The following is a 26,657-nucleotide window of genomic DNA, read 5'->3' on the forward strand; positions in this document are numbered from 1 at the left end:
ACCCCCGCGCGGGCGGAGGGTTCATGGCTGGCATGAAGACCTTCGTCACGTCCGCCGCCGCCGCGTTGATTTCCACCGTCCTGCTCAGGGCGGAGGCCGCCGGTTATGATCCGCTGAAGGTGAGGGAGGGCGAGGTCGTTTCAAAAACCTTCGAGGTGAAGGATGCCCCGCGCGACCGGGTGCTGCCGATCCGTGTCTATCTGCCGGAAGCCACCGGGCCCGCTCCGGTCATTCTGTTTTCCCATGGTCTGGGCGGCTCGCGGGACAACAATCCCTATCTGGGCAACCATTGGGCGAAGCGGGGCTACGCCGTTGTCTTCGTCCAGCACCCGGGCAGCGACGAGAGCGTCTGGAAGGACGTGGCCCAACCCGACCGCATGGCGGCGATGAGAGGGGCCGCTTCCGCGAAAAACCTGATCCTGCGGGTGAAGGACATCCCGGTCGTGATCGATACCCTGACCGCATGGAATTCGGAGGAGGGAAACCCGTTGAAAGGGCGGCTGGACTTGAAACACATCGGCATGTCCGGCCATTCGTTCGGCGCGGTCACCACCCAGTCGGTCGCGGGGCAGACCTTTCCCGGCGGCTCCGTATCATTTTCGGAACCCCGCCTCACCGCCGCGGTGATGTTCAGCCCCAGCCCGCCGAAGCTGGGTGATCCGGGCGAGGCGTTCGGATCGATCAGGATTCCCTGCCTGCTGATGACCGGCACCCTCGACACCAGCCCGATCGGCAACACCGGAGCGGAGGACCGGCTGAAGGTTTTTCCGCACCTCACGCAGGCTCCGGCGTGGCAGGTTGTGTTCGACAAGGCGACGCACATGAGCTTCGGCGAGCGGGATTTGCGGGGGAATTCCGAAAGCGGCAACCGCTATCATACGCCCATCCTCGCCCTGACGACGGCGTTCTGGGATGCCGGGCTGAAGGGGGATGCCGGCGCGAAGGATTGGTTGTCAGGCGATGGCGCGAAGGCCGCCCTTGCCGCCGGTGACCGGTGGGAGCTGAACGAGCGCGCCAGGGCAGGCCGCTGAACTGGCGGGTTTCCAGACGACTCCGGGAATTTTTCTAAAAATTATCGGGACCCGTCTTTATAGTCGCCAGTTCCCTCTGTCTGGGCATGATCGGTTGGTAGATGTCCGCATTGCCACCCACTGAAGCCGTTTATTCGAGAATCAGCGTCCCGCTGATCACGGCCATCATCGTGGCACTGTGCTGGTTGCTGTATTGGCAGACGGACGAATTGCGGGGGCGGCAGCGCTGGATCGAGCACAGTTACGAGGTGAAGCTGGAGGTCGAGGAGCTGGACCGCAGTTTCCGGGAACTCGAGGGGGTCCAGCGGGCGATATGGCTCACCGGGAAGACCGGGAACGGCTTGCAGGACCGGGCTTCGCAACTGCACGTGAAGCTGGAGGAACACGAGCTGAAGCTCAGGCAACTGGTGGCGGACAACGCGGCCCAGGGCCTGCTGGTGGAGGAGCTTTCGAGATTGCTGGACATCCGGATGTCCATCATGAGCCGCAATGCGGACGAGCTGGCGGGACTCGACGAGCAGGATCGCACGGACCGGATCATGAGCGGCGTGCTGGCGGCGAACGCGGTGGAAGGCCAGTTGGAGAAGATCCGTGTTTCGGAGCAGAGGTTGCTGGACGAGCGTGCCAAGGGGGTGGCGGATGGCAACAAGCGCGTGCTGACACTCGCCTTCGGTGGTTCGCTGCTGGCGGTTTTCGTCATGTTGCTGACGGTTTACCGGGACCGGAAGAACCGGCAGGTGAGGGACCGGTATCTGGCCCGTCTGGCCGAGGCCCGGGACACGGCGCTGGACGCCGTGCAGGCCACCTCCACCTTCGTGGCGACGGTGAGCCATGAGATCCGCACCCCGATGAACGGCGTGCTGGGCGCGGCGGACCTGCTGCGGCAGGACACGCGGCTGGACCGCAGGCAGCGCGAGCTGGTGGAGACCATCCATTACTCCGGCGAGGCGCTGCTGGATCTGGTCAACGACATCCTCGACCTGTCCAAGCTCCAGGCCGGAAAAATGGATTTCGCCACCGAGGAATTTTCCCTGTCGCACGTTCTGGAGGAGAGCATGGCGTTGTTCGCGGACGCCGCGGGACGCAAGCAACTGGAGCTGGCCCACCGCATCGCCCCGGAGGTGCCGCACAAGCTCAAGGGAGACCCGATGCGGCTGCGGCAGGTATTGCTGAACCTGGTGGGGAACGCGGTGAAATTCACGGAACGCGGCAGCGTGGTGGTGGATGTGAGCTGCCGCGGCGGCGATGACAACCGTCTGGTCCTGCGGTTCCGGGTGAGCGACACCGGCCCGGGCATCCCGGCGGAGGAGCAGGGACGCCTGTTCGTCCCGTTCGGCCAGGTGAATGCGGCGATCAACCGCCGCCATTCCGGCACGGGGCTGGGCCTGGCGATTTCCATGGAGATCGTGCAGCGCCTCGGCGGCACGATCGGCGTGGAGAGCAAGCCCGGGACCGGGGCCACCTTCTGGTTCACCGCCCGCTTCGAGGATGCCGGGGTCATGGAAAAGGGGGCGGAGCGTCTTTGCGGTGGCGGCACCCTGTTGCTGCTGGAGGGGCGGGATCTCACCGCCGGCACCATCGAGCAACATGTGCTGGGGTGGGGGATGAAGGTCCGCATCGTGGCGGATCTCAAGTCTTTGGAAACCCTGCCGGAAATTCCGGATCTCGCGGTGGTCCTCATCGGGCGCGTCACGGATGCGTCATGGCGCGAACTGATGGCCCGCATTTCCACCCGCAGGGATGCGCGGGACATCCCCCGTTTCCTGCTCAGCGCGCCGCATGAGGCTCCCGAGGAGCATGAGATCGCCGCGAACGGCGTCCAGGCCTGCCTCAGGTTTCCCTTCCGCCCGTCCGATTTGTACAACCTCCTCGCGGACGAGCGGCCGGAGCCCGCCGCCCACAAGCAGCAGGAGGGCGCCCTGCCCCATGCGAGGATCCTCCTGGTGGAGGACAACCAGATCAACCAGCGGGTTTTCAGCCGCCAGCTGGAGATGCTCGGCATGGACATGATCGTCCGCGACGACGGGCAGAAAGGGGTGGACGCCCGGATCGCCGGAGACATCGACCTGATCCTGATGGATTGCCAGCTTCCGACGATGGACGGCTTCGAGGCCACGCGGCGCATCCGCAGTTGGGAGGCGAAAACGGGAGCCCTGCGCGTGCCGATCATCGCCGTCACCGCCCACGTCATGAGCGGGGATGCGGAAGCCTGTTTCCAGGCGGGGATGGACGACTACCTGCCGAAGCCCTTCGATCTGGTGAAACTCCGCCGCAAGCTCGGCCAATGGCTGCAACGCGCGAACGAGACCGCCAGCGAGGGACCTGCCTGGGTGAAACCCGCGCCGCCGCGCACGCTGGACAGCCAGCAGCTCGGAGAATGCCTCACCGGAAACGAGGAGCTGGACCACGACCTGATCGGTGCCGCGCTGGAGGAAACCGGCCGGCGTCATGACGAGATGACCAAGGCGTTCCACGAGGCGAACGACAGGTTGTGGAAAGCCGCCGCCCATCAGGGCGTGGGAACCGCCGCCACCATGGGATTCGCCGAACTCGCGGAACACTTCCGCAAGGCGGAGATGGAAAAGGACGGAAACCAGCGCGAGCTCCTGCTGGAGAGACTCGGCGCGTTGATCGAGAAGACCCGCCAGTCCCTCATCGTGCTAGGCCTGCTGGAGGGGGAGAACCCCGCTCTCCTCGACCGCTGAATCATCCCCGCTCTCGATGCCGTCCCGCGCCTTCCTCGCATCCTTCACCGGGATGTGGGCGGTCACGCGGCTCCAGCCGTTTTCCGAAACCTGCTCGACGCGGGCGTCCGGCCCGAGCAGCAGCTGGATGCGGTGGCTCAGCGCGAGCAACCCGCCTCCCAAGGTGGTGAGATCCCGGCTGGAGTGCTCCATCGTATCGTAAACGGTGACGCGCAGGAAATCCGCCTCGATGCGTGCGGAAACCCAGACGTGCTGGGTCCTTCCGTCCGCCTGCCCGCGGTGCTGGAACGCGTCCTCCAGCAGCGGCTGGACGATCATCGGCGGCACCAGCACGGAGCGCGCGGCGGTCTCGCACTGGATGCGGCAGACCATCTTCTCGCCGAAGTGGGCGGCCTGCACGGTGAGGTATTTCTCCAGCGCGTCCATTTCACGCGAGAGCGGTTCCAGAGGGCGGGTCTCCTCCAGCAGGAAGCGCAGGTACTCGGTCAGCCCCTCCGTCACCTCCTTCACGGCGGTCGGGTCGTCCTTCAGGGCCAGCACCGTGCCGAGCGAGTTCAGCAGGAAATGGGGATTCATCTGCGCCTGGAGTTTTCTCAACTCGTTCTCACGCGCCGCCAGCTCCGCCCGCGTGGCCCGCATCTCCATGGCGTGGGCGTTTTCAAAAAGGTGGAACGCGAAGTAAAGGCTGCTCCAGATGGTGATGATGAAAAGCCGCACCACGATCAGCCGCGGGCCGACGTTTTCCGCTCCTCCGGGAAATGATGCCCCACCCAGCATGGCCGCCTTGAAAAGCAGCACCTCCAGCACCGCCAGGGCGACGCAGCAGCCGAGGGCGAACGGCCACTTCGTCAGCGCGTGCTGTTTCAAAAACCACGGATGGCGGTAGATCCACCGCAGGATGGCCGTGCCGATGAAACCGGATATCGCCCGGATGAGGATTACCCAGGCCGCGCCTTCCACCCCCGAGCGGAGCGCCACCGTGATCAGAATACCGATGACACACACGATTCCCCAGAACAGCGCCTGCAACACCCAGAACATCCCCTCGCGACGACCCGGCTCCAACTGGCGGAAGATGAAGCTGGGGTTTCCTGTGTCGGCGGGTTGCGACGGATCGCGGTAGGTCTGGGCGGCGGAGAATTCCATGAGTGAAGATTCTTTTACCGGGGGAGGAACGAGGGTGGATCGGATGCCGCCCCCAGTAAAGCTGATAGATGGGTGGGAATGTCCGGGAGCGGTGGAGCCTTTCCGGCATCGTTCATCTCAATCACCCGCGAACGGCCGTCGCGACATACCCGGAAGTCAATTCACCGGCCATGTGACGGAGTCTGGCGATGCCGGCTCGGAACGACAAGCCGGAGCGAAAATAAAAATGACACCACCTGCGGGCTCTGCCGGGGATTCCCTTCTTGCCAGCGTCGGGGAATTGATGTCATCTCGCGGTGTCCGCTCCGGCGGATGGGGAATTGAGAAGCCTCGCTTACAGCGGTCGGCATTGACCGCAACAATGCCACCAAACCGACCCAACGGCCGGGGAGGTGGTGGCTATGTCCAAGCCGCCTGCCTTCGGGTAGTCCGGCCAAAGGCCAGCGCAGTCGTCTGTAAGCGACTTTCTCAACTCCCCGTCCACTCGGACTGAAATTCCTTCCTACCCCCCCTAAATTGATGAGTTCCCGCTTGTACTTGCCCATCGTTTTCGGTAGTCTGTCCTTGTCCTTCGGCCAGCTTCCGACTCCACCACCCACCACCGCCCGCATCATCGGAGACATCCAGGACGGCACGCCGGCCGCACCCGCGCCACCGAAGCCCGTATTCACGGTCCCGGCGGCGGATGTTCTGAAAACCGAAACCCACCAGCAGGGCGGGCGGTCCATCACCGTCCGGGAAATCAAGCCCATCCCCCTGCCGGAACCCGCCGCCATACCCGCGCCGCCGGATCCAGGCAACCCCGCCGTCCGTGCCCGGATCGCAGCGCTTCGTGACAGGCAGCCGGGAGCGGGGCTCTTCAGCATCGGGGCCACGGTTTATCGTTCACAATCGTCCGGAACCCGCTCGATCGTCACCTGGCTTCCCGAGCCGGACGCGCCGCCCGTCACCTTCTGGAGTTCCGCGGACTTTTCCCTGTTACAGGGCATTTCCGGATTCTCCTGTTCGGACGGGACCCACTTCAACTTCATCATGATGTGGAGTGTTATCGACATGGATCAGATGACCGATCGTTTCGAGGAATACGGCAAAGTGTGGCAACCGCCCGCCATACCCGTTTTCGCTGAGAGCCCTGCCACCTTTTCGTATGTTTCCGCAGACCCGGGTCCTGAAGCCAGTGCCGCGCTCCAGTCCCTGCACGACATTTACAACAGCGAGCACGACCGTCTCTCCGTCGCCAAACAGGGACGCGATCAAGCCAGCCTGGAGCAGGCGGCCCGGCTGAAGGCGGATCCGCCTGTGCCACGGGACATCGTCCTCAGCCACTGGCTCACCGAGACCCCGGATACGAACGGCAAACCATCCTCCCCCCGATGAGCCGTTCCTTTCCCAGCTTCACCGCCATGCCGCTTTCCATGTCCCGGCTTCTCACGCTCTTCCCCATTTTCCTGTCCTCCGCGCTTGCGATGGAGGATGAGAATCTCAATGGGATGTCGGACATCTGGGAGAAGCTGTACTATGACGGAAATCTGCTCCCCTCCTCCTTCCTTCCAGGAGATGACGCCGATGGCGACGGGGTATCAAACCGGTTGGAGTCCGTCGCCGCCACGGATCCCTTCAACGGGGTCCCTCCGGAGGGTTTCTTTCAGGCCGATGTCACCCATGTTCCCGCCGTGTATCTCTCGTCCGGCGGCGGCGAGCCGGAGATTGTCTTTCCGGAAATTTTCAAGGTTGGTTGGAAAGTCCAGGCTGGAAAACACTACGATCTCTTAGGGTCTCCGGATCTTTCCGCCGGTAGTTGGATCCCCATTTCGGGCTTCGTCGGCAGCGTCGATGGAGAAGCGCAGGTCGGAATCGTCGCCGCGGATACCGGCGGTTCTTTCCCCGACCGCCTTTTCTGGCGGGTGGCCGCCTCGGATGTCGATGAGGACGGCGACGGATTCAGCTCCTGGGAGGAAAAGAGGAAAGGCAGCCATCCGCTGGTGCCGGATCATGACGAGGACGGCCTGCCGGATGATTGGGAGCTGCTCCATGGTTTCGACACCTCCGACGACGGCGGGATCCATGCGGACAACGGTCCGGATGGGGATCCCGATCATGACGGACTCGTCAACCTCCAGGAATGGATCCACTACGGCGACCCGCGCGACAGCGATACGGACGGCGATGGTCTCGACGACGCCCTCGAAGCGCTCACCTACCACACGTTTGTCGCTTCGGAGGACACCGATTCCGACAATCTGACCGACCATGAGGAGGTCATGGTGTATCACACCAACCCGCTCAAAAAGGACGAGGACAGGGATTCCTTGACCGACCATGACGAGTGTGTCCTCTTCGGAACCGATCCGAAGAATCCCGACACCGACTCCGACACCATGAACGACGACTGGGAGCTCAACCATGGTTTCGATCCCCTCGTGGCGAATCCGGTCATGGACCCGGACAACGACGGCCTCGGCACCTCCGTGGAGATCCTCCTCCACCTCGATCCGCTCGACGAAGACACGGATGACGACGGCATCTCCGACGGAGGGGAGGATTATGACAGGGACTCGCTCACCAACCGCGCGGAGACCGAAATCCACCACACCTACCCGAAGAATCCGGACAGCGACCGAGACAACCTGCCGGACGGTTGGGAAGTCGCGCACGGCCTCAACCCCCGGAGCTCCGCCGCTCCCCATGGGGCCGGTCACGACCCGGACAATGACGGCCTCACCAACTTCGAGGAATGGCGCAACCACACCGATCCGCATCTTGCCGACACCGACGACGATGGGGTGGCGGACAGCGTGGAGGTCGCACAAGGCTCGGACCCGAACAATCCCGCCGACGGAGGACAGGCGCCGGATGATGGGAAGATCATCGAAGTGCCCTTCGTCATCAGGGACCCCAGTGTCAGTGCCTCCGAAAAATGGCAGATGACGGTCAGCGGCAAGGGCCCGGACGACTTCCAGAACGTCACCATCCCTACCGAGGGCTTCGGGGCGACCGGAGCCAAAACCCTGAAACTCCGGAAATGGAACAAATACGAGGTCACAGTCACCCACCTCGATACCGAGCCGGGTTTTCTGGAAGACCACGACGACAAGGCCGACTACGACTGGGAAGTCACCGCCGATGGCAAACCCACGGGAGCCTCCTCGCTCCAGGATGACGAAAACACCGGTGGGAACAACTTTTTCATGGTCGGAAACCACTGGCTGGTGGACAACCGCCAGGCCGTGTTCAGCGGACCGAACGGGGATGACGACGATCTCGTCACCGGCAAGACCGCCTATCTGGTCCCGGTGAGGATCGAGGACAACAGCGAAGCCACCGGAGTGGACGACGTCTCCATCACCGCGAACCCCACATCGGGAGGCTATCAGGACAAGTTCTGGATCATGGCCCCCGCCGGAGGCTCCACCGTTATCAACGGACAAACCGTCGAGCTGAGCGACGACATGCGCTTCAAGATCCCGCTCAGCCCTCCCGCCGATCTTGAGATCACCAGCGACAAGGCCACCGTCGATCCCGCCAGCCCGGATGCCACCAGCCTCGGCACCGCCACACCCGGCCCCCTCGTGAACTGGAAAGGCAACGGCTCCGAGACAATCGACAACGTCACCACCTGGAAGATCGGCAAGGGCAAGGAGCTGGTTGAGCTGCCGGTCAAGGTCAAGACGATGAAGAAGCGCACCGTGAAGGTGGCGGTATATCCGGTAAGCCAATACGCGGCATTGCACACGGTTCCCGTCCCAAGTGATGCGGATCTGACGTATCACCTGAATCAGGTCTACGGCTATCAGGTCAACGCATGGATGGATGTCACCATACAACCTCAAATTAGAATGCCATTCGGCGGTGGGATCAACCGCTTGATCGCCTCTGAGGGAGTCTCGGACGAAGAGGATTCCATCGTTGGTCAAATTGAAACAAGGCCGGAGACCGTCAATTACGACCTCATCGTAATCATGATTGATGATGTCGATTACGGATATACCACTCCCGCCACATCAACGGCTCCTGCGGTTTTCCATTTCGTGGCTGGCCATGCGATCAGCGCGAAGACCTGCATCGTCACGACCGGAAGCAATAGTCTTGGCCCACTGGCTCCCTTGAAGGTTCTCGGAGTGACCGCTCACGAGCTTGCCCATCTCATGACCGGTGAGAAAGGGCACCCGGACGAAGGCGGTGGAGCGGCTCCGCTTGAAGGAACCGACCGGACCAGGAGAATCACCTGTTCGGGCATTCCCCGTCCCGACGATGCGAAACTACTCGTCAAGTCGGAGTGGGACCGGATAGAATCATGGCTTATAAGCAGGCCAAGGGGAGATGATTGATATGAAAAAAAATATAATTTTAATATTCCATTTTTTAATGTTCGCTCGTTTTCTGGCTGCGGATGTCATTGAGGACAGACGTGTCGAATCCGATCAGGTTGCACTATGGAAATCCAAATTGGAAAATAGTAAGACCATGGATCCTCAAGCTAAAATATCAAATCTTTGGCTTGGTTTGAGAAATATCGGCTATCGGCATTCTCATGCGGGACACAGTAAAGAAATTGATTCTCTTTATTCTGAAATTCAAAGTGAAATACTAGCGGTTCCCAATCACGCTCAATATTTCGAGAATGAATTGAATCAGGAAAGGAATGCTCTCAAATCAGGAGATTCGAAAACTGATTATGATCGGAAAAGAAGGATTTATATCGCTGAAACCTTGGTTCGTTTGCCCAGTCCCGAGACAATCAAGGTATTAGGAAGCTATCTGTTTGACGAGAGAGATAATCCGCCTCCACCCAATCCCAATCATTTCAACGATGCCGACCCGGTGCCCTCCAGTACGAGACTGGCTTATGAATCAATCATGGACATCGGGCTCAGAAATCCACCCGTTACAAAAGCAGCTTATTGGGCGGAAGAAAATGATCGGGAAGGATATGCCTTGTCCCGATCCAGAGCGTGGTTCAACGAGGTGAAGGCGGGCGAACGCCCTTTTTCCTTCATTGGCCAGACCGTGGAATATCGATTCAAGCCGGATGGCACGGTGGAAAGCACGCAGCTTCCGGCATCGGTTCTCGAATCCGATCCGAAGCCGCCGGCTCCCTCCACGGCGGCTACAAAACCTCGCGGTAAAGCTCCTGACGTCCACGAATCTCCGTCAAGTGCTTCGAAATGGAGTCTGATTGTTGGTGGGATTCTGGGGCTGGCCGCCTTGATCCATTGGATCCGTCAGAAAAGACAGGGATAAAAAAATGGCCGGGATCGCTCCCGGCCATTTTCATGAATTCAGTTGCGGCGTGGGTGCCGCGGCGCCTCAGCCGATGACTTCCGGCCAGTCGGTGTGGGAGAACTCGCCGCGCGGTTTGTCGGTGCGCTCGTAGGTGTGCGCGCCGAAGAAGTCGCGCTGGGCCTGGAGCAGGTTCGCGGGGAGGACGGCGCTGCGGTAGCTGTCGTAGTAGCCGAGCGACGCGCTGAACGCGGGGACCGGGATGCCGGCGAGGGTGGCGAGGCTGATGACCTCGCGCCAGTTTTCCTGGAACTCGTTGAGGAGGTCCGTGAAGAACGGGGCGAGCATGAGGTTCTCAAGCTGCGGGTTGGTGCGGTAGGCGTCCGTGATGTCGTTGAGGAAACGGGCGCGGATGATGCAGCCGCCGCGCCAGATGGCGGCGATTTTTCCGAGGTCGAGGCCCCAGTCCTTTTCCTTGCCCATGGCGGCGATGAGGTCGAGACCCTGCGCGTAGGAGATGATCTTGGAGGCGAAGAGCGCGTCGTGGACCTTTTTCACGAGCTTCTTCTTCTTGATGTCGATCTCGGCCTTCGGTCCTTCGAGCACCTTGCTGGCTTCCACGCGCTTGTCCTTCATGGAAGAGAGGATGCGGGCTTCCACGGCGGCGTTGATGGTGGAGATGACGACGGCGTTCTCGACGGCGTTGATGAGCGTCCACTTGCCGGTGCCCTTCTGGCCGGCGGTGTCGAGGATGAGGTCCACGAGCGGCTTGCCGGTTTCGGGATCCTTCTGCGCGAAGATCTTGGAAGTGATCTGGATGAGGTAGGACTCGAGGTCGCCCTCGTTCCACTCGGTGAAGACCTCGGCGAGTTCCTCGGGAGTGAAGCCGGCGGCCTTGAAGATGTTGTAGGCTTCGCAGATGAGCTGCATGTCGCCGTACTCGATGCCGTTGTGGATCATCTTCACGTAGTGGCCGGCACCGCCGGGTCCGATGTGGAAGACGCATGGCTCGCCTTCGGCGACGGCGGCGATGCTTTCGAAGATGGGCTTCATGACCTCCCAGGTGGAGGCGGGGCCGCCGGGCATGATGGACGGGCCCTTGCGCGCGCCTTCCTCACCGCCGGAGACGCCGGCGCCGATGAAGCGGAAGCCGAGGTCGCCGAGCCACTTGTCGCGGCGCTCGGTGTCGGTGTAGAGGGAGTTGCCGCCGTCGATGATGATGTCGCCCTTGTCGAGAAGCGGGATGAGCGACTCGATGACGGCGTCCACGGGACCACCGGCCTTCACCATGATCATGACCTTGCGCGGGGAGGCGAGGGATTTCACGAAGCCTTCGAGCGTGTGCTCGCCGACGATTTTCTTGTCAGGATGCTTGGCGGTGAATTCGTCGGTGACGGAGGCCGTGCGGTTGTAAACCGAGACCTGGAAGCCGCGGGATTCCACGTTGAGAACGAGATTCTGGCCCATGACGGCCAGACCAATGAGTCCGAAATCGCTATTGCTCATAATAAAATGCCGTAGGAGAGGCGGGGGAGGGTGTAGGCGGATCGGCGGTTTGGTGCAACCCCTTGTTGCCATCCGCCCATGCATTTCGCACATTGCGGGCGTGAACTTACCGAATGCGATCACATTTTCCCGCCTGGTGATGACCGCCGCCTTCGTGGTGGCGGTGTCCCAGCGGTCCCTGGCCGGCTACGGTACGGGGCTGGTTCTCTTCATCGTGGCGGCGGTCAGCGACTTCGTGGACGGCTATCTGGCGAGGAAAATGGGACTGGTGACGCCGCTCGGGAAACTGATGGATCCGCTGGCGGACAAGATCCTGGTGAGCGCGGCCTTCGTGTTTTTCACGGAAAAGGGGCTTTGTCCGGTGTGGGTCACCGCGCTGATCATCGGCCGCGAGTTTCTGGTGACCGGCCTGCGGCAGATCGCCGTGGAGGCCGGGCAGGTGCTGGCGGCGGACAATCTGGGGAAATGGAAGACCACCTTCCAGCTCGCCTACCTCATCACCGGGCTCGTGTGGCTGACGGGGGAGAAGGCGAAGGTGCTGTTCCCCGTGGTGGTGCCGCTCAAGCACCTCGCCCGTCCCTATGCGGAGGGCGGGTGGCTGCAACCGGTTCTCCTGTGGGGAGCGGTCGCCCTGACGGTCATTTCCGGCTGGAACTACGTCTGGGGAGCCCGCGGGCTGCTGGTTTCCAAGCGGTGAGGTTTTTGACAAAGCAACAACGCTTCCGGCTTCCGGGCTTGATATCGCCGGGGTTTCCGGGGGACAGGATGTCCCCCGGAGCAGTCGTCAGAATGACGACGCTCCGCCGGCTGCCGCCGGAAGGAGCGTGTTCATCCTGAACGCCGCGTGCCGCGGACATCTTGTCCATCGGCGGGATCAGTGCCTCGGAACGCGTCAGCCGATCTGCGCGCCGTAGGCGGCGGCGTCCATCAGCTTGGTGAAGTGCTCCACGTTTTTCACCTGGATCTTGAAGATCCAGCCCTTGCCGTAGGGATCCGAGTTCACCAGGGAGGGATCCGCTTCGACGTCCGGATTCGCCTCCACGATCTCGCCGCCGAGCGGGGCGTAGATGTCACTGGCGGCCTTCACGGATTCCACCACGGCGGTCGGGTCGCCCGCATCCACGGCACGGCCCAAGGCGGGAAGCTCGACGAAGACGACGTCGGTGAGCTCCTCTTGGGCGTGGTCGGAAATGCCAACGGTGGCGATGTCGCCATCAAGGCGGACCCATTCGTGTGAGGCGGCGTAGCGGAGATCGGACGGGATGTTCATTTGGAAAACGGTGTAGGGTTGAAGGGTTGGGAAATTATTTGGACTGGGGTTTGTAGAACGGCTTTTTCACGACTTCCGCCGGGAAGAGTTTTCCACGCACCTCGATGCTCACCTTTGTGCCGATTTTTGCAAGCGCGGCGGGAAGGTAGGCCATGCCGATGCCGGTCATGAGGGAAGGGGAGAGCACGCCGCTGGCCAGTTCGCCGACGGTTTCGCCTTCGGCGGAGACGACCGGATAATGGGCGCGGGGTGGCGCGCCTTTTTCCAGATAGCGGAGGGCGGTGAGTTTCACCGCAGGGCCTTCCGCCTTCTGGCGGGCGAGGGTGTCGCGGCCGATGAAGTCGCCTTTTTCCAGATCGCAGAAAAATCCGAGGCCCGCTTCGATGGGGGAGCGTTCGGGCGAGAGATCGTTGCCGTTGAGCGGGTAGCCCATTTCAAGCCGCAGCGAATCCCGCGCGCCGAGTCCGCAGGCTTTCGCACCGGCGGCGAGGAACCTGTCCCACCAGGCGATTGCCTCGGCAGCAGGCGAGAAAAACTCGAAGCCGTCCTCCCCGGTGTAACCGGTGCGGCAGACCACCGAACCCGCGGCTGTTTTCAAAATCCCGTTGCGTGGTGGCAGCACCTCGTCCGGGCAGACCTTTGCGAAAATCGCGGCGGCGTGCGGTCCTTGGATCGCCATGCCCGCCCATTGTTCGCTTTCGTTTTCCAGCGCGATCCCTTCCGGCAGGCGTGCGGACATCCATGCGTAGTCCTCGTCGATCATCGAGGCGTTCACCACGAGGAAGAATTCGTCGGCAGCCGTGCGGTAGGCGATGAGGTCGTCGATGACGCCGCCGTTTTCATTCAGCATGAGCGTGTACTGGCCTTGCGAATCGCCGAGCTTGGAGACGTTGTTCGTCAGCAGGCCGTTCAGCCACTGTTCCGAACCCGCGCCCTTGACGATGAACTGGCCCATGTGGGAGATGTCGAAGATCCCGCAGGCCGTGCGGACGGCGGTGTGCTCGTCGATGATGGACGTGTACTGCACCGGCATGTTCCAACCGGCGAATGGCACGAGCTTGGCACCCAGCGCGACATGGGCGGCTTCCAGCGGAGAGCTTTTCAATTCGGAAATCACCCCGCGAGCCTGAGAGTCCGGCAGGGGCTTGTCAATGAGATGGCACCCCGGCATCACGCGGAATCCACGAATGATCAGACTGTCACATGGCAGGGGAGGAAATAAAAACGCGCCGGGCGAGGGCCGGGGCATGATCCCGCCCGCCGCCGCCGCTTTCGGTCCGGCCTTGTCATCGGGCGGGATATCGGGATGGTTGACCGCATGTCATTTCTCGATCGAATGGAGCGGCGCGCGCCGTGGCTGGCGTTTCCCGGATTTCTGCGTTATTACGCTCTGTTTCACGTGCTCGTCTTCGTGATCCAGCTCATCCGCCCGGAAATCGTGCTGATGTTCGAGTTCGACCGCGAAAAGATCCTCTCCGGCGAGGTCTGGCGTCTGGCGACGATGTTTTTCGCCGGTTCGCAGTTCATGCGGGGCAGCCTGATGATGTCGCTGCTGTTCCTCTACTTCGGCGTCATGTTTGTTTTCATGGTGAGCGATGGTCTGGAAAACGCGTGGGGCAGTTTCAAGACGTCGGTTTTCTACTACACGGGCATCGTGGCCATCCTCGGGATCAACTTCGTCGTGGACGGGTTTCCCGGCAGCGGGCTGATGCTCTACGGCTCGGCGTTCCTCGCCTTCGCGACCTTGTTTCCCCGGGTGGAGATCCTGATGTTCCTCATTTTGCCGGTGCAGATCCGTTACCTCGGCATGCTGACCGGCGGCCTGATCCTCTACAGCGCGCTCAAGCACCCGATCCTGCTGCCGTTCTACCTGATCGGTTACGCGAACTACCTCATCTGGGCGGCCATCCCCGCGCTGCGCGGCACCGCACGGGTGATGGAGGCGGGAAGGCGCAGGAAACAATTCAACGCGGGCAAGCCGCCCGCCTCCGAGGCCTTCCACACCTGCGCGGTGTGTGACAGGACGGACGTGACCGATCCCCACATGGAATTCCGCATCGGCAGGGACGGCAGGGAATACTGCAAGGACCACGTGCCGGAGTGATACTCCGCGGGGAATGGATCATGAAATGAAAGTCTCAGGTGAAAAATATAAGGTCTCGATACGAGGCAGAGCTGGAATTGCCTACACGGAGAGCGGGTTGGTTGTTCATATCGATTCTGAAATGCTCCACAGTCCGGAGTTCGACATGGTGGTGTGCTTGGAGAATCACGAAGCTTGGGGAGCCGAAGGCCCTGCCGTTCCAGATGCTGACAAGATGGCGGTCATCAAGGAGCGGGTGAGACACGAGTTGAGGAAGCTCAAGGTTGAGTGGCAGTGAAATGCCTTCCGAAGGAACCGGCCGGATCGAAAACATGAATTTTCTAGGACCCATCGCAATTGGTCTGGGCATCGGCGGATTCGCCATATCCCACCATCATTTCCGTTCGCAGCCTCAACGAACGAAGTTTGCCGGGTTCCTGATATTGGGAATCCTGTCCATCCCGGCGCTTCTTTTCGCTGCCTATTATCTTCACATCCTGCCGGAGAAGGCCTGGTTCTACACCTTGCGTTCGTGGAAGGGTTCCGAGCTGCTGGCGTTTTCGTCGGCGCGGCCGCAGGAGCGTTCTCCACTCTGCTGCCCCGCCTTCCACACGTCGTTCCCTTGGGGCTGGCGCTGGCAATCGTCATCACTCCTTATTTGAAGATGATAATGAGTCCGCTCGACAGGAGCGGATTGAAGGCGACGTGGGAAGATGGCGCGTGCCTGCAATCGACCGAATCCACCTGCGGCCCGGCCAGCGCGGCGAGCATCATGCGGTTCTTGGGATACCGGGCGTCGGAAAGGGAAGTCGCCGCGGCCGCGTTCACCACCTCGAGCGGGACGGAGGCCTGGTATCTGGCGCGGTATTTCCGGGCGAGGGGGCTTTCACCACGGTTTGATTTTCGTGAGACGTTCGACCTATCGGCGGGCCTGCCGGCGATTGTCGGCGTGCGGATGGCCGGCTTCGGCCATTTTATCGCGGTTCTGGAGGTCAGGGAGGGAATGGTCACTTTTGTCGATCCCTTGAGCGGAAAGAGGACCCTGACAGAGGAAGAGTTCCGGGATACCCATGAGTTCACGGGTTTCCACCTTTCGGTGACGAAGGGGGATTGATCGCCATGCGTGCGGTGCCCCGAGGGGACGGGCCAAGCCCGCTTTCCGTCAAAGGATCTCCGCGACGAAGTTCTCCTTCTCGAAAATCGAAAACTCCTCGGGCTCCTCTCCGGTGCCGAGGAAGCGCGGGGGGATGCCGAGGGTGTCGTGGATGGTCACGGCGATGCCGCCTTTTCCGGAGCCGTCGAGCTTGGTGACGATGAGTCCGTCGAGCGGGCTGGCCTTGTGGAATTCCTTGGCCTGCTGCATCGCGTTCGCGCCGGTGGTGGCGTCCACGACGAGCAGGGTGAGGTGGGGCGCGGTCTCGTCCTGCTTGGCGATGGTGCGGCGGATCTTGCCGAGCTCCTCCATCAGGTTGTGGCGGGTGTGGATGCGGCCCGCGGTGTCGCAGATGAGGAACTGGGTCTTTTCCGCGATGGCCTTCTGGTGGGCGTGGAAGCAGACGGAGGACGGGTCCGCGTTGGTGTTCCCGGTGATGACGGGGATGGAGAGCCGCTCTCCCCAGCGCTTGAGCTGCTCCACGGCGGCGGCGCGGAAGGTGTCGGCGGCGGCCATGATGACGGTGCGGTTGCGCTTCTTCAGCCACAGTCCGAGCTTGGCGGAGGAGGTGGTTTTCCCGGTGCCGTTCACTCCGACGACAAGGATGACGAAGGGCTTGCCATCGGCGCGCGGCGTGGGCGGGAGGAAATTGTCGGGCAGGCGTTTGGCGAGCTGGCGGCGGGTGACGTCCACCACGTCGTTGCCGGAGATTTCCCGGCCGAGGTCCCTGAGCTCGTCGATGATGGAGGTGGTGAGCTTGATCCCGAGATCCGAGCTGATGAGATCCGCCTCAAGGTCGTCCCAATCGATTTCCGCGCGGTTGGTGATCTTGTTGAAGAGGTTTTTGAAAAAGCCTGCCATGCGGGGAAGATAGAAGACAGAAGACTTCAAGACACAAGACGCAAGACGGGAAGAGCGGAGAAAAGATCCGGAGACCCGTGGGTCCGCCTCTTGTCTTGCGTCTTGTTTCTTCCCGTCTTCTGTCTTTCCTTCTGCCGATGCCGAAAATCCGAGTGCTCCCAGACATCCTCGCCAGCCAGGTGGCGGCGGGGGAGGTGGTCGAGCGCCCGGCTTCGGTGGTGAAGGAGCTGGTGGAAAACAGCATCGATGCCGGCGCGCAGGAGATCCGCGTGGACATGGATCGGGGAGGCTCGGCGCTGATCCGGGTGAGCGACGACGGCTGCGGGATGTCCCGCGAGGACGCGCTGCTCTCGCTGGAACGCCACGCCACCAGCAAGTTGCGCACGGCAGGCGATCTGGCGGCGATCCTGACGCTGGGATTCCGCGGCGAGGCGGTGCCGAGCATCGCCAGCGTATCGCGGTTCCGGCTGGTCACCCGGGAAAAGGACGCGGTGGCGGGCACGGAGATCGTGGTGGACGGCGGGCGGGTGAACGACGTGCGGGACGCGGGTTGCGCGCCCGGCACGGTGATCGAGGCGAAGTCTTTGTTTTTCAACATGCCCGCGCGGCGGAAATTCCTGCGGGCGGAGACGACCGAGGCGGCCCACGTGGAGCACCAGTTGCGCTTGCACGCGCTGGCCGCGCCGTGGGTGAGGTTCCGCCTGCGTCGGGACGACCGGGAGGTGTTCGACCTGCCCGCGGTCGCGAAACCGCTGGACCGGGTGCGGCAGTTGCTCGGCACGGATCTTTCGCGCGAACTCATTTCACTGCCGCTGACCCACGGCAACGGCGTGACGGTGGAAGGCTACGTCCTGCCCGCCAGCCACGCGCGCAAGGGGCGCAGGCACCAGTTTGTTTTTCTCAATGGCAGGCCGGTGGAGGATTCCGTCATTTCCCGCGCGCTGGCGGAGGGGTTCCGGGGCGCGCTGGCCGATGGGCTGCACCCGGCGGCGTGGTTGTGGATCGAGCTGGAACCGACGCTGGTGGATGTGAACGTGCATCCTGCCAAACGCGAGGTCAGGTTCCACAAGCCGCTGGACGTGAGGGATGCCATCCTGGATGCGGTGCTGGCGGGGCTGAAACCCGCGCCCCCGCCCGCCCCGTTGCCGGTGGTGCGGCCACCGTTGCCGGATCTGGCGGTCGATGTGGTGGAGACCGCGCCCTCCCGGACGGTTTTCCGCGCTCCGCAGCCGGTGCTGGCGAATTGGGATCAGGCCACCGCTTCCGCCCCGGTTCCGCAGTTGGAGGAAATGGCGACGCTGGAACCAGCCGTGGGGGCCGTGCCGGATTTCCGCATCATCGGACTGCTGCACCAGCGGTATGTGCTGCTGGAGAGCGGGGACGGGCTGGTGCTTTTCGACCCCAAGGCCGCCCGGGAACGCATCATTTTTGAAAAGCTGACGCAGCATGACGGCACCGCGCTCGAAACCCAGGGACTGCTGATGCCGGTCCTGCTGGAACTGGATCCCCGGGATCTCGATCTGGTGATCCGCGAGCGGATGGCGCTGCAGGAAGCGGGGATCGAGGTGGAGGCGTTCGGAGGCAACACCCTGCAGATCCGCTCGCTGCCCGCCTGTGTGACGGTTGAGGATCCGCGCGCCTTTCTCGGTGCCCTGATGGACGAGCTTCTCCACGAGTCCTCGCCGGGTGTGAGGTTCGCCTTGTCGCGCGTGGCGAAGATCATCGCGAAACGGGCGGCCATGCCTGTCCAGCCGCGTCTCGCCGAAACCATGCCGCTGCTGGCGGAATTGTTCGCCTGCGATCTGCCCTATTGCGCGGCGGACGGCCGGCCGACCTTGTCGGAATTCGGCATGCGGGAACTGGACCGGAGATTCGGGGTGAGCCGGGGGTAACGTGATCGCGTTAGTCCGCCCTACGCGATCGCGTTGTGATTAAAGATTCAAATTCGGGTGGCATTGGCATAAAATTAAGCGATTATTATTGTCACGGCACATGGAAATTTCGGTTAATTTTGCCGGATTGATGCTCAAAACGGCACTTTGATGTGACAGATCGATCCGTAATTTTCGACTTAAATATCTGATTTTTAAATAGTTGTGATATCGGTTGAATTGCCCGATCCGACTGAATTTTTCCTTGTTAAGCTTGGTTAAAATTTTACTCTCCAAACAGGTTCAAGCAGACACAGGCTTGGATTTTCATCAGCGGAACCCATGAAAACCCTATGGACCACCACCGGAATCGCCAGCCTGGCCCTGCTCGGGTCTGCGGCGGGTGCGAGGTTGTCGGAGCGGCTTTCCGCGGCCCATGAGGTTTTTTTGGAAAACCGGCGCGAGATGCTTCCCGGCCTGAGCGATCCATATGGCGTGCCGCAGGTGGCGCGGGTGGTGAGCGAGGAACCCCGGGACGCCTTCCGATCCTCCGTTGTCTGGAAGCGGAACGTGGTGGCGACGGTATTCTGGGTGGGCGAGCTGCCTTCGGAAAACAATCCGACGCCGAATGTGAAGAGCGCATGGGACCAGAACTGGCAGGCGAACTACGGTGGTTACGACCACCCGGAGAACCGCAACGGTTATCTGCCCGCGGGTTTCGTCCCCGCATTGAATCCTTTTTACGTCGCGCTGCCCTACAACGACGTCGCGCGCGGCGGCAGGCACCAGGCCGAGGCCGCGGAGGTTGTTCCGTGGTTCTGGGAGAGCTATCGCGGCGACGGCATTTCAGTCTGCAAGGACCGCTGGATCGCCATCCACCATGATGGCCGGGTCTGTTTCGCCCAGTGGGAGGACGTCGGCCCGTTCGAGGTGGACCACTGGCAATATGTGTTCGGCAAGGAATCCCCGCGCGGGAACCGCAACCAATCCGCCGGCATCGACGTGAGTCCGGCGGTGAGGGATTTCCTCAGGATGCGCAGCGGGGCCACCGTCGAGTGGCGCTTCGCGAATGACAAGGAAGTGCCCGCAGGACCCTGGAAGGACTGGTCCGGCAGGCCGTGATACTGACAATTTTCCCTTAATCCGTGCTATTCCCTTAACCCTTAAACCTGATCCGAACGACCACCTCCGTTTAGCGAATCAAACCAACCTTTGCTGAGCCGCCACACGTCCCGTGGCGGCCCGGAATATCCGGCGTGCGGTTCTGTCCCGAACCGACGGAATGAATCCTGTGGAATTTTCTCCACCGGTTCCTGTCGTGCCCGCGCCGGACCCCACTTCCGGCTCCCGGCTGTCCCGCCGTGGAGACGGCGAAAGGTTTTTTTTCATTCCACACCGTCACACCAGCCATGAAAACCAGCCAAATGACAGTCCTGCGGGCGATCGCCGCCGCCATGGGAACCCTTGCATCCCACCACGCACGCGCGGAACCGCTCCCGGCGGACCTTACCGGATCACTCGTCGCGAACCCGGCGATGGTGCAGGCCGGGCAGTCGCCGAAGCTCATCTGGAGCATCAGCTATCCCTCGGTGGTGAAGCAGTATGTGAAGATCACCCCGTCCGTTCCGACCGATCCGGGCGGAGGGGGAGACGGCGGCCAGCCGGGAACCATCATCCCGCTGCAGAATCTTTACGCGGATGTGCGCATCATCGGCCAGGGGGTGACGGTGACGAGCAACAACAGCGGCTACACCTTCGTGCCGACGCAGGCGACGATGAGCATCAACAGCACGACCGATTTCCGGGAAATCTTCTACGGCACCAACCCGCAGATCAATCCGGGGGCGGTCATCAACATCAAGAACGTCTTCGGCACCACCTACACGAACAACCTGATCCAGTCGGGCAAGGCCATCCGGTTCGGCGGGCGCTACAAGTATAACAACGCGTGGGGGACGTATTACAAATCCAACGACGGCACCGACAACGTCCGCTTCCTCGTGAGCGGTGACAGGCCTCCGTCGAACGTGCCACAGTACAACGCGCCTTCGCTGGAGAGTTTCCTGCGGCCCTACCTCGACGCCACCGGCAAGGTGAAGATCGGCCCGATGGATGTGATCGTCTTCATGGAGCTCACCCACTCGTCCTCGCAGAAATCGGACCCGGGGTATGACCTCCAGGACCTGGTGCTGCTGGTCACATTCCGAAAGAACTGAAAAACCGGGAACCGAAACCATGAAAACTTCCATCATGATCGCGCGTGCCGCGGGACTGGCCGTCATCCTCGGGATGGGGCGGACCGCATCGGGTGAGGAACCGGCCGGCAAACCCGTGATGAGGGACGCCGCCACCCACGAGGAGCTCAGCTCCGCCTTGCGGAAAATCCAGCAGCAGGACCCGATGAAGGCGTTCGAGGCCGTCAAGGGCGAGGACCCGTCCGTCGCCCACCAACCGGGCGATCTCGTCAGCCGCTCGGAAATCCTGTGTTTCAACGGGATCGCGACCCTGGTTCCGAAGGGGGCCATCGTGCAGACTCCCAAGAATCTCTCGGACCGTCTCGTCATGAAGCCCGGGGCGAAGATCAAGACTTGGGCGGATTTCTACGCCCTCAACCGCGGGTGGATCAACACCGTGGAGGTCAGCCTGGTGCAGGCGGAAGGGAAGGAGCCCATCGCGGAACAGACGCGCGAGCACATCGTGAAAAGCGGGAACCTCACCGTCGCGACCTACCGGGGGAATCCCATATCGGTCCTGCCGCCCAAGGTCGCGCCGCCCGCCCCGGCGACCCCGGCGGAAGAGTCGAAGGAAAAACCAACCAAGCCATGAAAACCCGTTTCACCCTGTTGTTGTCAGCGTGCCTAGCCGGTGTGTCCGTCCACGCGCAGGACGACCCGACCTACACGAACTTCATCCGCCAGAAGCAGCTGCCGAGCGGCGTGGAGGTGGACGTGCCGAACCTCGCCCCCAGCGGTGAGCAGAACTCGCCGCTGGCGATCAATCCGAACGGTGCGCGCTTCGAGCTGTGGACCACCCGGTCCTCGCCCTTCGCGAGCTTCCAGTTGCAGAGCATCTACGTGGGGACCTTCGTCCCGATGGCGCAGGTGGTCATCGACTCCGAGGACCCCTACGGCAAGAAGCTCGACGAACCGGGGGTCTTCACCAACGTGTCCTATGAGAATTCGGATTTCGCGACGAAGAAGGAGATCCCCGTCAACATCCCGGCGATGGTGCGCAGGACCCGGGCGGACCGTCCTTTCAAGGTGTATCTCAAGACCGAGGGACTTCTCGCCGGAGCCACGGACCCGCCCGCTTCAAAGACGGTGAGTTTCCTCAGGCACGTGCAGTCCTACGGCGCGGGTGGAACGGGTGCGAACCTGAACCGCACGCAGGCGAGCCTGTTTTCCCAGGTGGCGCTCAGCCAGAACGGGGTCCTGAATCCGCTGGTCTACACCCTGACCTCCGTGCCCGGCGCGGACCGGGCGAAGGTCCGCGGCGAGGAGCGTTTTTCGGTGTTCTCGATCCGTGACGAACAGATCGCCGGACAGGTCATCGAGCCGTCCCAGCTCGCCTCGCAATACATCCAGGTCTGGCCCGTGGCGGATGGTTCCATTTCGGGAATCACCGCGAACCAGATCGTCCGCTTCAGCATGCCGACGGTGACGTTCACCTACAACGACACCTACCCCGGCTCGTCCACTTACGCGCAGGTTTACAAGGGGGAGGTCCGGCTGAACGCGGAGGGCCGCATCGTCCCCGGATCGCACAAGAACAACACCGCGCAGGTGCCGGAGAGTTATGTGGAGGTGACGGGCACGGACTTCGACAGCATTTTCGACGGCGACGGCCGCTGGACGATGGAGGTGCTGACGGTGACGCCCTTCGGCATCGACCGCCTCGGGTATGTCAGCTTCACCCTGGACCGCACGATCGAGGTGAACGGTTCCTTCAACACGATCGAGTGAGGGGATTCATGGTTTCTTCAACTCCTCGAGCAACTCGTTCCGAAAATTGTCATTCCGATAGATGAGTGAGAATCTCGCATCCTTGGATCCGCGCAGCAGGTCCTCCACCTCGGTGAAGGCCAGCAGCAGGAACAACCCCTTCACCGGCTCCCGATGAAACGACCGCGTCCGAGTCACGAACTGGTCCTCGACCGCCCGCTGCTGCTGGTTCGGCAGGAGCGCGCCGTGTTCCAGTCCGGTCTGTTTCCGCAGGGTCTCGAAGCGGGTTTCCATCAGGTCCGCGGAGGCTGTCGGGTCGGTGTAATGGACGGTCAGCTCGTACAGCCTGCCGCTGATGAAGCGGCATTCCACGGCGCTGGCCTGCGAGTCGGGGAGAAATCCCTTCCTGGCCTCCGTCCGCAGGATCCGGGTGGCGGGCTGGTCGCCGGGCAGCTTGATGGTGACATCCAGCGCGTGGCGGGACGCCCAGGCGACGAGTTTCTCGGGGGAGTCTCCCCAGCGCAGGCCGAAGGGCGGCTCCAGCAGCGCCTGGCCGCAGGCCCACCCGCCCGCCTGGAGCACGATGAAAACGACCAACCTGCGAAGGAAGCACCCGCACATGGTGGCAGTCTTGCCGTTCCCCGCCGGGTCCGCAAGGCGCGATCGCGCGGGCGGGGCTTCGTGATGGTGGAGGCGATGATGGGGCTTTCCCTGCTCACCGTGCTGGGGCTGGTCCTCCTCAAGCTTTCCCTGAACATCCTGCATCCCCGCCAGTGGACGCTCCAGCAGTCGTTGTCGGACGCCTACATGACCTACGAGCGCGCCTACGCGGAGCGCATCCCGTTCGAGGACCTGCTGGCCGCGGGCTCGCCGTGGCCGGATTTCGCCGCCGGGACCAACAACACGGCTTCGGAGGTGGTCAACATCGGGAAACTTCCCGGCGGAGAGGTGGTCACGGCCAAGGTGACCCGCACGCGCTTCGCGGATCCCGGGAACTATCCCATCGACGGCGGCGGCGGCACCGTCGCCACGAATCCGGCGGCGATGAAGATCTGGAAGGTCCAGAGCGTGCTGACCTACAAGGTGGGGAACAAGACCTACGCGAAATCCCGAACCGTGCTGCGCTCCCAATGATCCGCCTGTTCCATCGACCGCACCGGGGCTTCACCCTCATCGAGCTTTCCATCGCCATCATGCTGGGGATGGCCACCGCGGGCATGGTCCTGGCGTTGTTCAACCAGCAGATCGCGTTCCTGAAGATTTTCAAGGCCCAGACATTCCTCACCGAGGAGGCCCCGCTCATCAGCATGCATGTGAGCAAGCTGGTGGGGAAGGCGGACCGGTTCCGGCTGCATGCTTCCGTGGATGACGCGCTCAAGGGGAAGGACCCCCGCCTCACATCTTCCCCGGTGGTGGTGCTGAATTTCCGCCAGCCGGACGGGGTCATGCGGGCGTCCATCCTCGCCTATGAGGACAAGGGTTCCGGCAACGCGCTCTACTACTATGTGGTGCCGCTGAACGGCGTGCTGGGCGACCCCCAGTGGACCGTGACGAAGGCTCCGAGAAACGTCGTGTTCGCGGTGGTGAACGGGGTGTTGCGGATGACACTTACGGGAATCCACGACGAGGAAATCACCTACTCGGGGGCCATGCAGCAATGAGGCGGCCACGTGTCAGAACCGGCAGGGCCGGCTACGTCTCGCTGGTGCTGGTCCTCTCGACCGGTACCATCCTGAGCCTGCTCATGATCTACGCCTACCGGCGTGCGATGAACTCGCACACCATCCAGTCCCGCGTCCAACTGCGGGTGGACTACAGCGAGAAGGAGGAGGCCATCCTGCGCTCCATCGTCGCGATCACCCCGAACCGTGCGATCCGGGCGATGCAGGCGGAGTCGAACTCCTCCGCCACCATCAGCAATCCGCTGCGCTGGCAGGACATCTTCACGGAATCGCTGGCGCTGGCGAATTCCAGGACCTCCATCTCCGCCCCGCTCATGACCTCGCTCAACATCTCCGGGCTCAGGGTGGCGAACACGGGGGATTCCGATCTCGGCACTCCCAGCAGGATCTTCGCCGCCATCGCACCCGAGACCGGGTATGTGTCCCCCGGGATCAACCGCGCCCTTGAAGCCGGTTATCCCGCGCCCCTCGTCCTGAGCGACACCACCGCGGCGGCGAACGACAAGCTCTACCCGCTCATCACCCACGCGAAGTCCCATGGCACGATCTCGCAGGGCGGGGTGGGCCTGCCGGTCGCCAGTTATCCGGCATTCAACCTGGTGAAGTACCCGCAGATCAACTTCGGCTACGCGAGGCCGGGCGACGACATCGTGGCCAGGAGGAACTGGTGGGCGTTCTCGGTGGATGTGGCGGACCACGACGATGACAGGACGTTCCTCGTCCGTCCCAAGCGGAATTTCGTCCTGTCGATTTACGAGATCCCCTCGCAGCTCTCGATCTCGGCCGCCTCCCACATGTCCCTCGGGCGGTACGCCTCCGGCGATGCCTGGACGAATGTGAACATCGACGGCGGGATGTTCGTCGGCAAGGCGGACGTGCTGGGGGACACCGCGCTGCCCGCGCTGGCTAGTCGGCGCGGGATGACCCTTTCGAGCGGCACCACCATCGGCGGCCGGGGATTCACCGGAAATCCGTTCAGCCCCGGAGTCCGCGAGGAACACCAGGTCACCCAGGGGGATTTTTTTCCTGTCTCGCTGGCCTCCGAGAGCGGGCGCGCGGCGTTCATCGCGCACAACCGCGGCGCGGAGTTCTTCGACCGGTATTTCCTCCCGACCTCGGAGCCGAACGCCATCTCGCCGACGACGTGGAACAACTACACCGTGGGAGCGCAGCAGTGCGCCATGCGGCTGGACATCTCGCAGATCGTGAAGTCTTCGAACCCGGCGAACATCACCCCCACCCATTTCCGTTTCTCCTACCTGAAAAACGGGGTGAGGCAGAACCTCTCCATCCAGCTTTCCGGCCAGCCACCGGGTTATTACGGGTTCTGGCCCGAGGACGGTTCCTACAACTTCGGCACCGATGTGGTGGACGTCGCCTACGGGAAGAACGGTGTCTACACCTACAAGAACAACGTCACCGGCCTCGTCACCTTCAACAACGCCACCTTTGGAGATCCGCTGGTCGGCACCGTGAAAACGGGATACCTGAAGCTCCCCTTCGAGGTCAGCGGTTCCAAGCCGGACGGGCGCACCTGCGTCGCCGTCTATCCCCAGCGGTTCAAGGCGTTCCTCGCGGCCCTCGGCGCGGACTCCACGGCCGTGAACAGCTCGCTGGTCGTGAACGTGGACTACAAGACCAGCATCGGCGACACCTACCCGAAAAACCCGCTCCCCACCAACCCGCCGACTCCCTACCTGTCCACGGACTACGGTGTGATCCTCAAGGAGTGCGGCAACCTCACCTCCTTCACCAAGGGCTTCTCGCTCGTCACGAACATGCGGCTCTACATCGGCGATGATTTCAACATCGTGCCCACGACCCCGCCCGCGGGTTATACGCCCGCCGTCACGCTTTCGAACCCGACGGGGCGCTTCATGCCACCCTGCTCGCTGTTCGCCCCGGACAAGCGGTATGGTGTCGAGTCCGACCCGTTCGCGGTGAACATCGGCGGCCAGGTGGGCTCGCTCGCCAGCGAGACCGCCACCGAGGGTGTGCGGCCGCTGGACGCCAAGACCGTGAGCGGAAACGCGGTCGCCGCCGAGCGAATCCACGTGAACCTGAGCCAGATCCGCCATCCATCGGAGGTTCCGCCCATCGTGATGATGAACTGGCTGGTCGTGCTGGAGGAACGGCGGAAGGAATTCTACTAACGGGGAATCATCCCCCGCGGCAAGGTTCCGAAGGC

Annotated in this window: 23 protein-coding genes; 17 read left to right on the forward strand and 6 right to left on the reverse strand. The window is 62.4% G+C overall.

Annotation, left to right across the window (positions count from 1 at the left end; translation table 11 throughout):
- Nucleotides 1-23 precede the first annotated feature (23 nt).
- Both JIN84_RS08595 and JIN84_RS08600 read left to right on the forward strand, forming a co-directional pair.
- A complete protein-coding gene (locus JIN84_RS08595) occupies nucleotides 24-1,031 on the forward strand; it encodes an alpha/beta hydrolase family protein (protein ID WP_200350630.1) in 1,008 nt (335 codons plus the stop codon).
- Between the two features lie 101 nt (nucleotides 1,032-1,132).
- Nucleotides 1,133-3,736 carry an ATP-binding protein gene (locus JIN84_RS08600; RefSeq protein ID WP_200350631.1) on the forward strand — a complete coding sequence of 868 codons (2,604 nt, stop codon included), beginning with the start codon at nucleotides 1,133-1,135 and terminating at the stop codon, nucleotides 3,734-3,736.
- Here JIN84_RS08600 and JIN84_RS08605 read toward each other — a convergent pair.
- Nucleotides 3,692-4,882, reverse strand: a complete 1,191-nt coding sequence (locus JIN84_RS08605) for a sensor histidine kinase (protein WP_200350632.1) — start codon at nucleotides 4,880-4,882, stop codon at nucleotides 3,692-3,694. The two genes, JIN84_RS08600 and JIN84_RS08605, sit on opposite strands and share 45 nt — an antisense overlap.
- A 519-nt stretch (nucleotides 4,883-5,401) precedes the next feature.
- Here JIN84_RS08605 and JIN84_RS08610 point away from each other — a divergent pair.
- Genes JIN84_RS08610 through JIN84_RS08620 form a run of 3 tightly spaced genes read left to right on the forward strand, consistent with a single transcriptional unit; the run spans nucleotide 5,402 to nucleotide 10,123 of the window.
- Entirely contained in the window at nucleotides 5,402-6,259 is an 858-nt protein-coding gene (locus JIN84_RS08610) for a hypothetical protein (RefSeq protein ID WP_200350633.1), read from the forward strand.
- Nucleotides 6,256-9,210, forward strand: a complete 2,955-nt coding sequence (locus JIN84_RS08615; RefSeq protein ID WP_200350634.1) for a hypothetical protein — start codon at nucleotides 6,256-6,258, stop codon at nucleotides 9,208-9,210. The genes JIN84_RS08610 and JIN84_RS08615 overlap by 4 nt, the downstream gene beginning before the upstream one ends.
- Nucleotides 9,203-10,123 carry a hypothetical protein gene (locus JIN84_RS08620; RefSeq protein ID WP_234043349.1) on the forward strand — a complete coding sequence of 307 codons (921 nt, stop codon included), beginning with the start codon at nucleotides 9,203-9,205 and terminating at the stop codon, nucleotides 10,121-10,123. Before JIN84_RS08615 ends, JIN84_RS08620 begins: the two co-directional genes overlap by 8 nt.
- Before the next feature lie 66 nt (nucleotides 10,124-10,189).
- Here the strand turns inward: JIN84_RS08620 and gnd are convergent, their stop codons facing one another.
- Nucleotides 10,190-11,608, reverse strand: coding sequence for a decarboxylating NADP(+)-dependent phosphogluconate dehydrogenase (gene gnd / locus JIN84_RS08625; protein ID WP_200350636.1), 1,419 nt, complete (start codon nucleotides 11,606-11,608; stop codon nucleotides 10,190-10,192).
- A 100-nt stretch (nucleotides 11,609-11,708) separates the two neighbouring features.
- Between gnd and pgsA the strand changes: the two genes are divergently transcribed.
- Nucleotides 11,709-12,305, forward strand: a complete 597-nt coding sequence (gene pgsA, locus JIN84_RS08630) for a CDP-diacylglycerol--glycerol-3-phosphate 3-phosphatidyltransferase (protein ID WP_200350637.1) — start codon at nucleotides 11,709-11,711, stop codon at nucleotides 12,303-12,305.
- Nucleotides 12,306-12,500: 195 nt separating this feature from the next.
- Here the strand turns inward: pgsA and gcvH are convergent, their stop codons facing one another.
- Together gcvH and gcvT are read right to left on the reverse strand one after the other, a co-directional pair.
- Nucleotides 12,501-12,878, reverse strand: coding sequence for a glycine cleavage system protein GcvH (gene gcvH, locus JIN84_RS08635; RefSeq protein ID WP_200350638.1), 378 nt, complete (start codon nucleotides 12,876-12,878; stop codon nucleotides 12,501-12,503).
- Between the two features lie 34 nt (nucleotides 12,879-12,912).
- Nucleotides 12,913-14,049 (reverse strand): glycine cleavage system aminomethyltransferase GcvT, encoded by a 1,137-nt coding sequence (gene gcvT, locus JIN84_RS08640; RefSeq protein WP_234043357.1) that lies wholly within the window; start codon nucleotides 14,047-14,049, stop codon nucleotides 12,913-12,915.
- A gap of 147 nt (nucleotides 14,050-14,196) precedes the next feature.
- Here gcvT and JIN84_RS08645 point away from each other — a divergent pair, with 147 nt between their 5' ends.
- From JIN84_RS08645 to JIN84_RS22965, 3 genes are all read left to right on the forward strand, one after another.
- Complete coding sequence (locus JIN84_RS08645) at nucleotides 14,197-14,982, forward strand: hypothetical protein (protein ID WP_200350639.1); 786 nt, start codon at nucleotides 14,197-14,199, stop codon at nucleotides 14,980-14,982.
- 25 nt (nucleotides 14,983-15,007) lie between these two features.
- Entirely contained in the window at nucleotides 15,008-15,259 is a 252-nt protein-coding gene (locus JIN84_RS08650; RefSeq protein ID WP_200350640.1) for a hypothetical protein, read from the forward strand.
- Nucleotides 15,260-15,493: 234 nt separating this feature from the next.
- The gene (locus JIN84_RS22965) at nucleotides 15,494-16,075 is read left to right on the forward strand and encodes a cysteine peptidase family C39 domain-containing protein (RefSeq protein WP_200350641.1); all 582 of its coding nucleotides are present in this window, start codon (nucleotides 15,494-15,496) and stop codon (nucleotides 16,073-16,075) included.
- 48 nt (nucleotides 16,076-16,123) lie between these two features.
- Here the strand turns inward: JIN84_RS22965 and ftsY are convergent, their stop codons facing one another.
- Nucleotides 16,124-16,975: a signal recognition particle-docking protein FtsY gene (ftsY, locus tag JIN84_RS08660; protein WP_200350642.1), complete on the reverse strand. Its 852-nt coding sequence runs from the start codon at nucleotides 16,973-16,975 to the stop codon at nucleotides 16,124-16,126.
- Between the two features lie 137 nt (nucleotides 16,976-17,112).
- Between ftsY and mutL the strand changes: the two genes are divergently transcribed.
- The 5 genes from mutL to JIN84_RS08685 all read left to right on the forward strand — a co-directional run bounded on the left by mutL (nucleotide 17,113) and on the right by JIN84_RS08685 (nucleotide 22,808).
- Nucleotides 17,113-18,867 (forward strand): DNA mismatch repair endonuclease MutL, encoded by a 1,755-nt coding sequence (gene mutL / locus JIN84_RS08665; RefSeq protein ID WP_200350643.1) that lies wholly within the window; start codon nucleotides 17,113-17,115, stop codon nucleotides 18,865-18,867.
- 321 nt (nucleotides 18,868-19,188) lie between these two features.
- Complete coding sequence (locus JIN84_RS08670; protein WP_200350644.1) at nucleotides 19,189-19,968, forward strand: hypothetical protein; 780 nt, start codon at nucleotides 19,189-19,191, stop codon at nucleotides 19,966-19,968.
- A 287-nt stretch (nucleotides 19,969-20,255) separates the two neighbouring features.
- Nucleotides 20,256-21,062 (forward strand): hypothetical protein, encoded by an 807-nt coding sequence (locus JIN84_RS08675; protein ID WP_200350645.1) that lies wholly within the window; start codon nucleotides 20,256-20,258, stop codon nucleotides 21,060-21,062.
- A 19-nt stretch (nucleotides 21,063-21,081) separates the two neighbouring features.
- Nucleotides 21,082-21,672 carry a hypothetical protein gene (locus tag JIN84_RS08680; protein ID WP_200350646.1) on the forward strand — a complete coding sequence of 197 codons (591 nt, stop codon included), beginning with the start codon at nucleotides 21,082-21,084 and terminating at the stop codon, nucleotides 21,670-21,672.
- The gene (locus tag JIN84_RS08685) at nucleotides 21,669-22,808 is read left to right on the forward strand and encodes a hypothetical protein (RefSeq protein ID WP_200350647.1); all 1,140 of its coding nucleotides are present in this window, start codon (nucleotides 21,669-21,671) and stop codon (nucleotides 22,806-22,808) included. The genes JIN84_RS08680 and JIN84_RS08685 overlap by 4 nt, the downstream gene beginning before the upstream one ends.
- Nucleotides 22,809-22,814: 6 nt before the next feature.
- On the opposite strand, the gene JIN84_RS08690 is transcribed toward JIN84_RS08685, so the two are convergent.
- Nucleotides 22,815-23,408, reverse strand: coding sequence for a hypothetical protein (locus JIN84_RS08690; RefSeq protein ID WP_200350648.1), 594 nt, complete (start codon nucleotides 23,406-23,408; stop codon nucleotides 22,815-22,817).
- A 63-nt stretch (nucleotides 23,409-23,471) separates the two neighbouring features.
- Here JIN84_RS08690 and JIN84_RS08695 point away from each other — a divergent pair, with 63 nt between their 5' ends.
- The 3 genes from JIN84_RS08695 to JIN84_RS08705 are packed head-to-tail and all read left to right on the forward strand — an operon-like array spanning nucleotide 23,472 to nucleotide 26,622.
- Nucleotides 23,472-23,921 (forward strand): hypothetical protein, encoded by a 450-nt coding sequence (locus JIN84_RS08695; protein WP_200350649.1) that lies wholly within the window; start codon nucleotides 23,472-23,474, stop codon nucleotides 23,919-23,921.
- Nucleotides 23,918-24,448, forward strand: a complete 531-nt coding sequence (locus JIN84_RS08700) for a prepilin-type N-terminal cleavage/methylation domain-containing protein (RefSeq protein WP_200350650.1) — start codon at nucleotides 23,918-23,920, stop codon at nucleotides 24,446-24,448. The genes JIN84_RS08695 and JIN84_RS08700 overlap by 4 nt, the downstream gene beginning before the upstream one ends.
- Complete coding sequence (locus JIN84_RS08705) at nucleotides 24,445-26,622, forward strand: hypothetical protein (RefSeq protein ID WP_200350651.1); 2,178 nt, start codon at nucleotides 24,445-24,447, stop codon at nucleotides 26,620-26,622. The genes JIN84_RS08700 and JIN84_RS08705 overlap by 4 nt, the downstream gene beginning before the upstream one ends.
- The last annotated feature ends 35 nt before the right edge of the window (nucleotides 26,623-26,657 follow it).

Origin of the sequence: Luteolibacter yonseiensis, from assembly GCF_016595465.1 — a bacterium.
GTDB lineage: Bacteria > Verrucomicrobiota > Verrucomicrobiia > Verrucomicrobiales > Akkermansiaceae > Luteolibacter > Luteolibacter yonseiensis.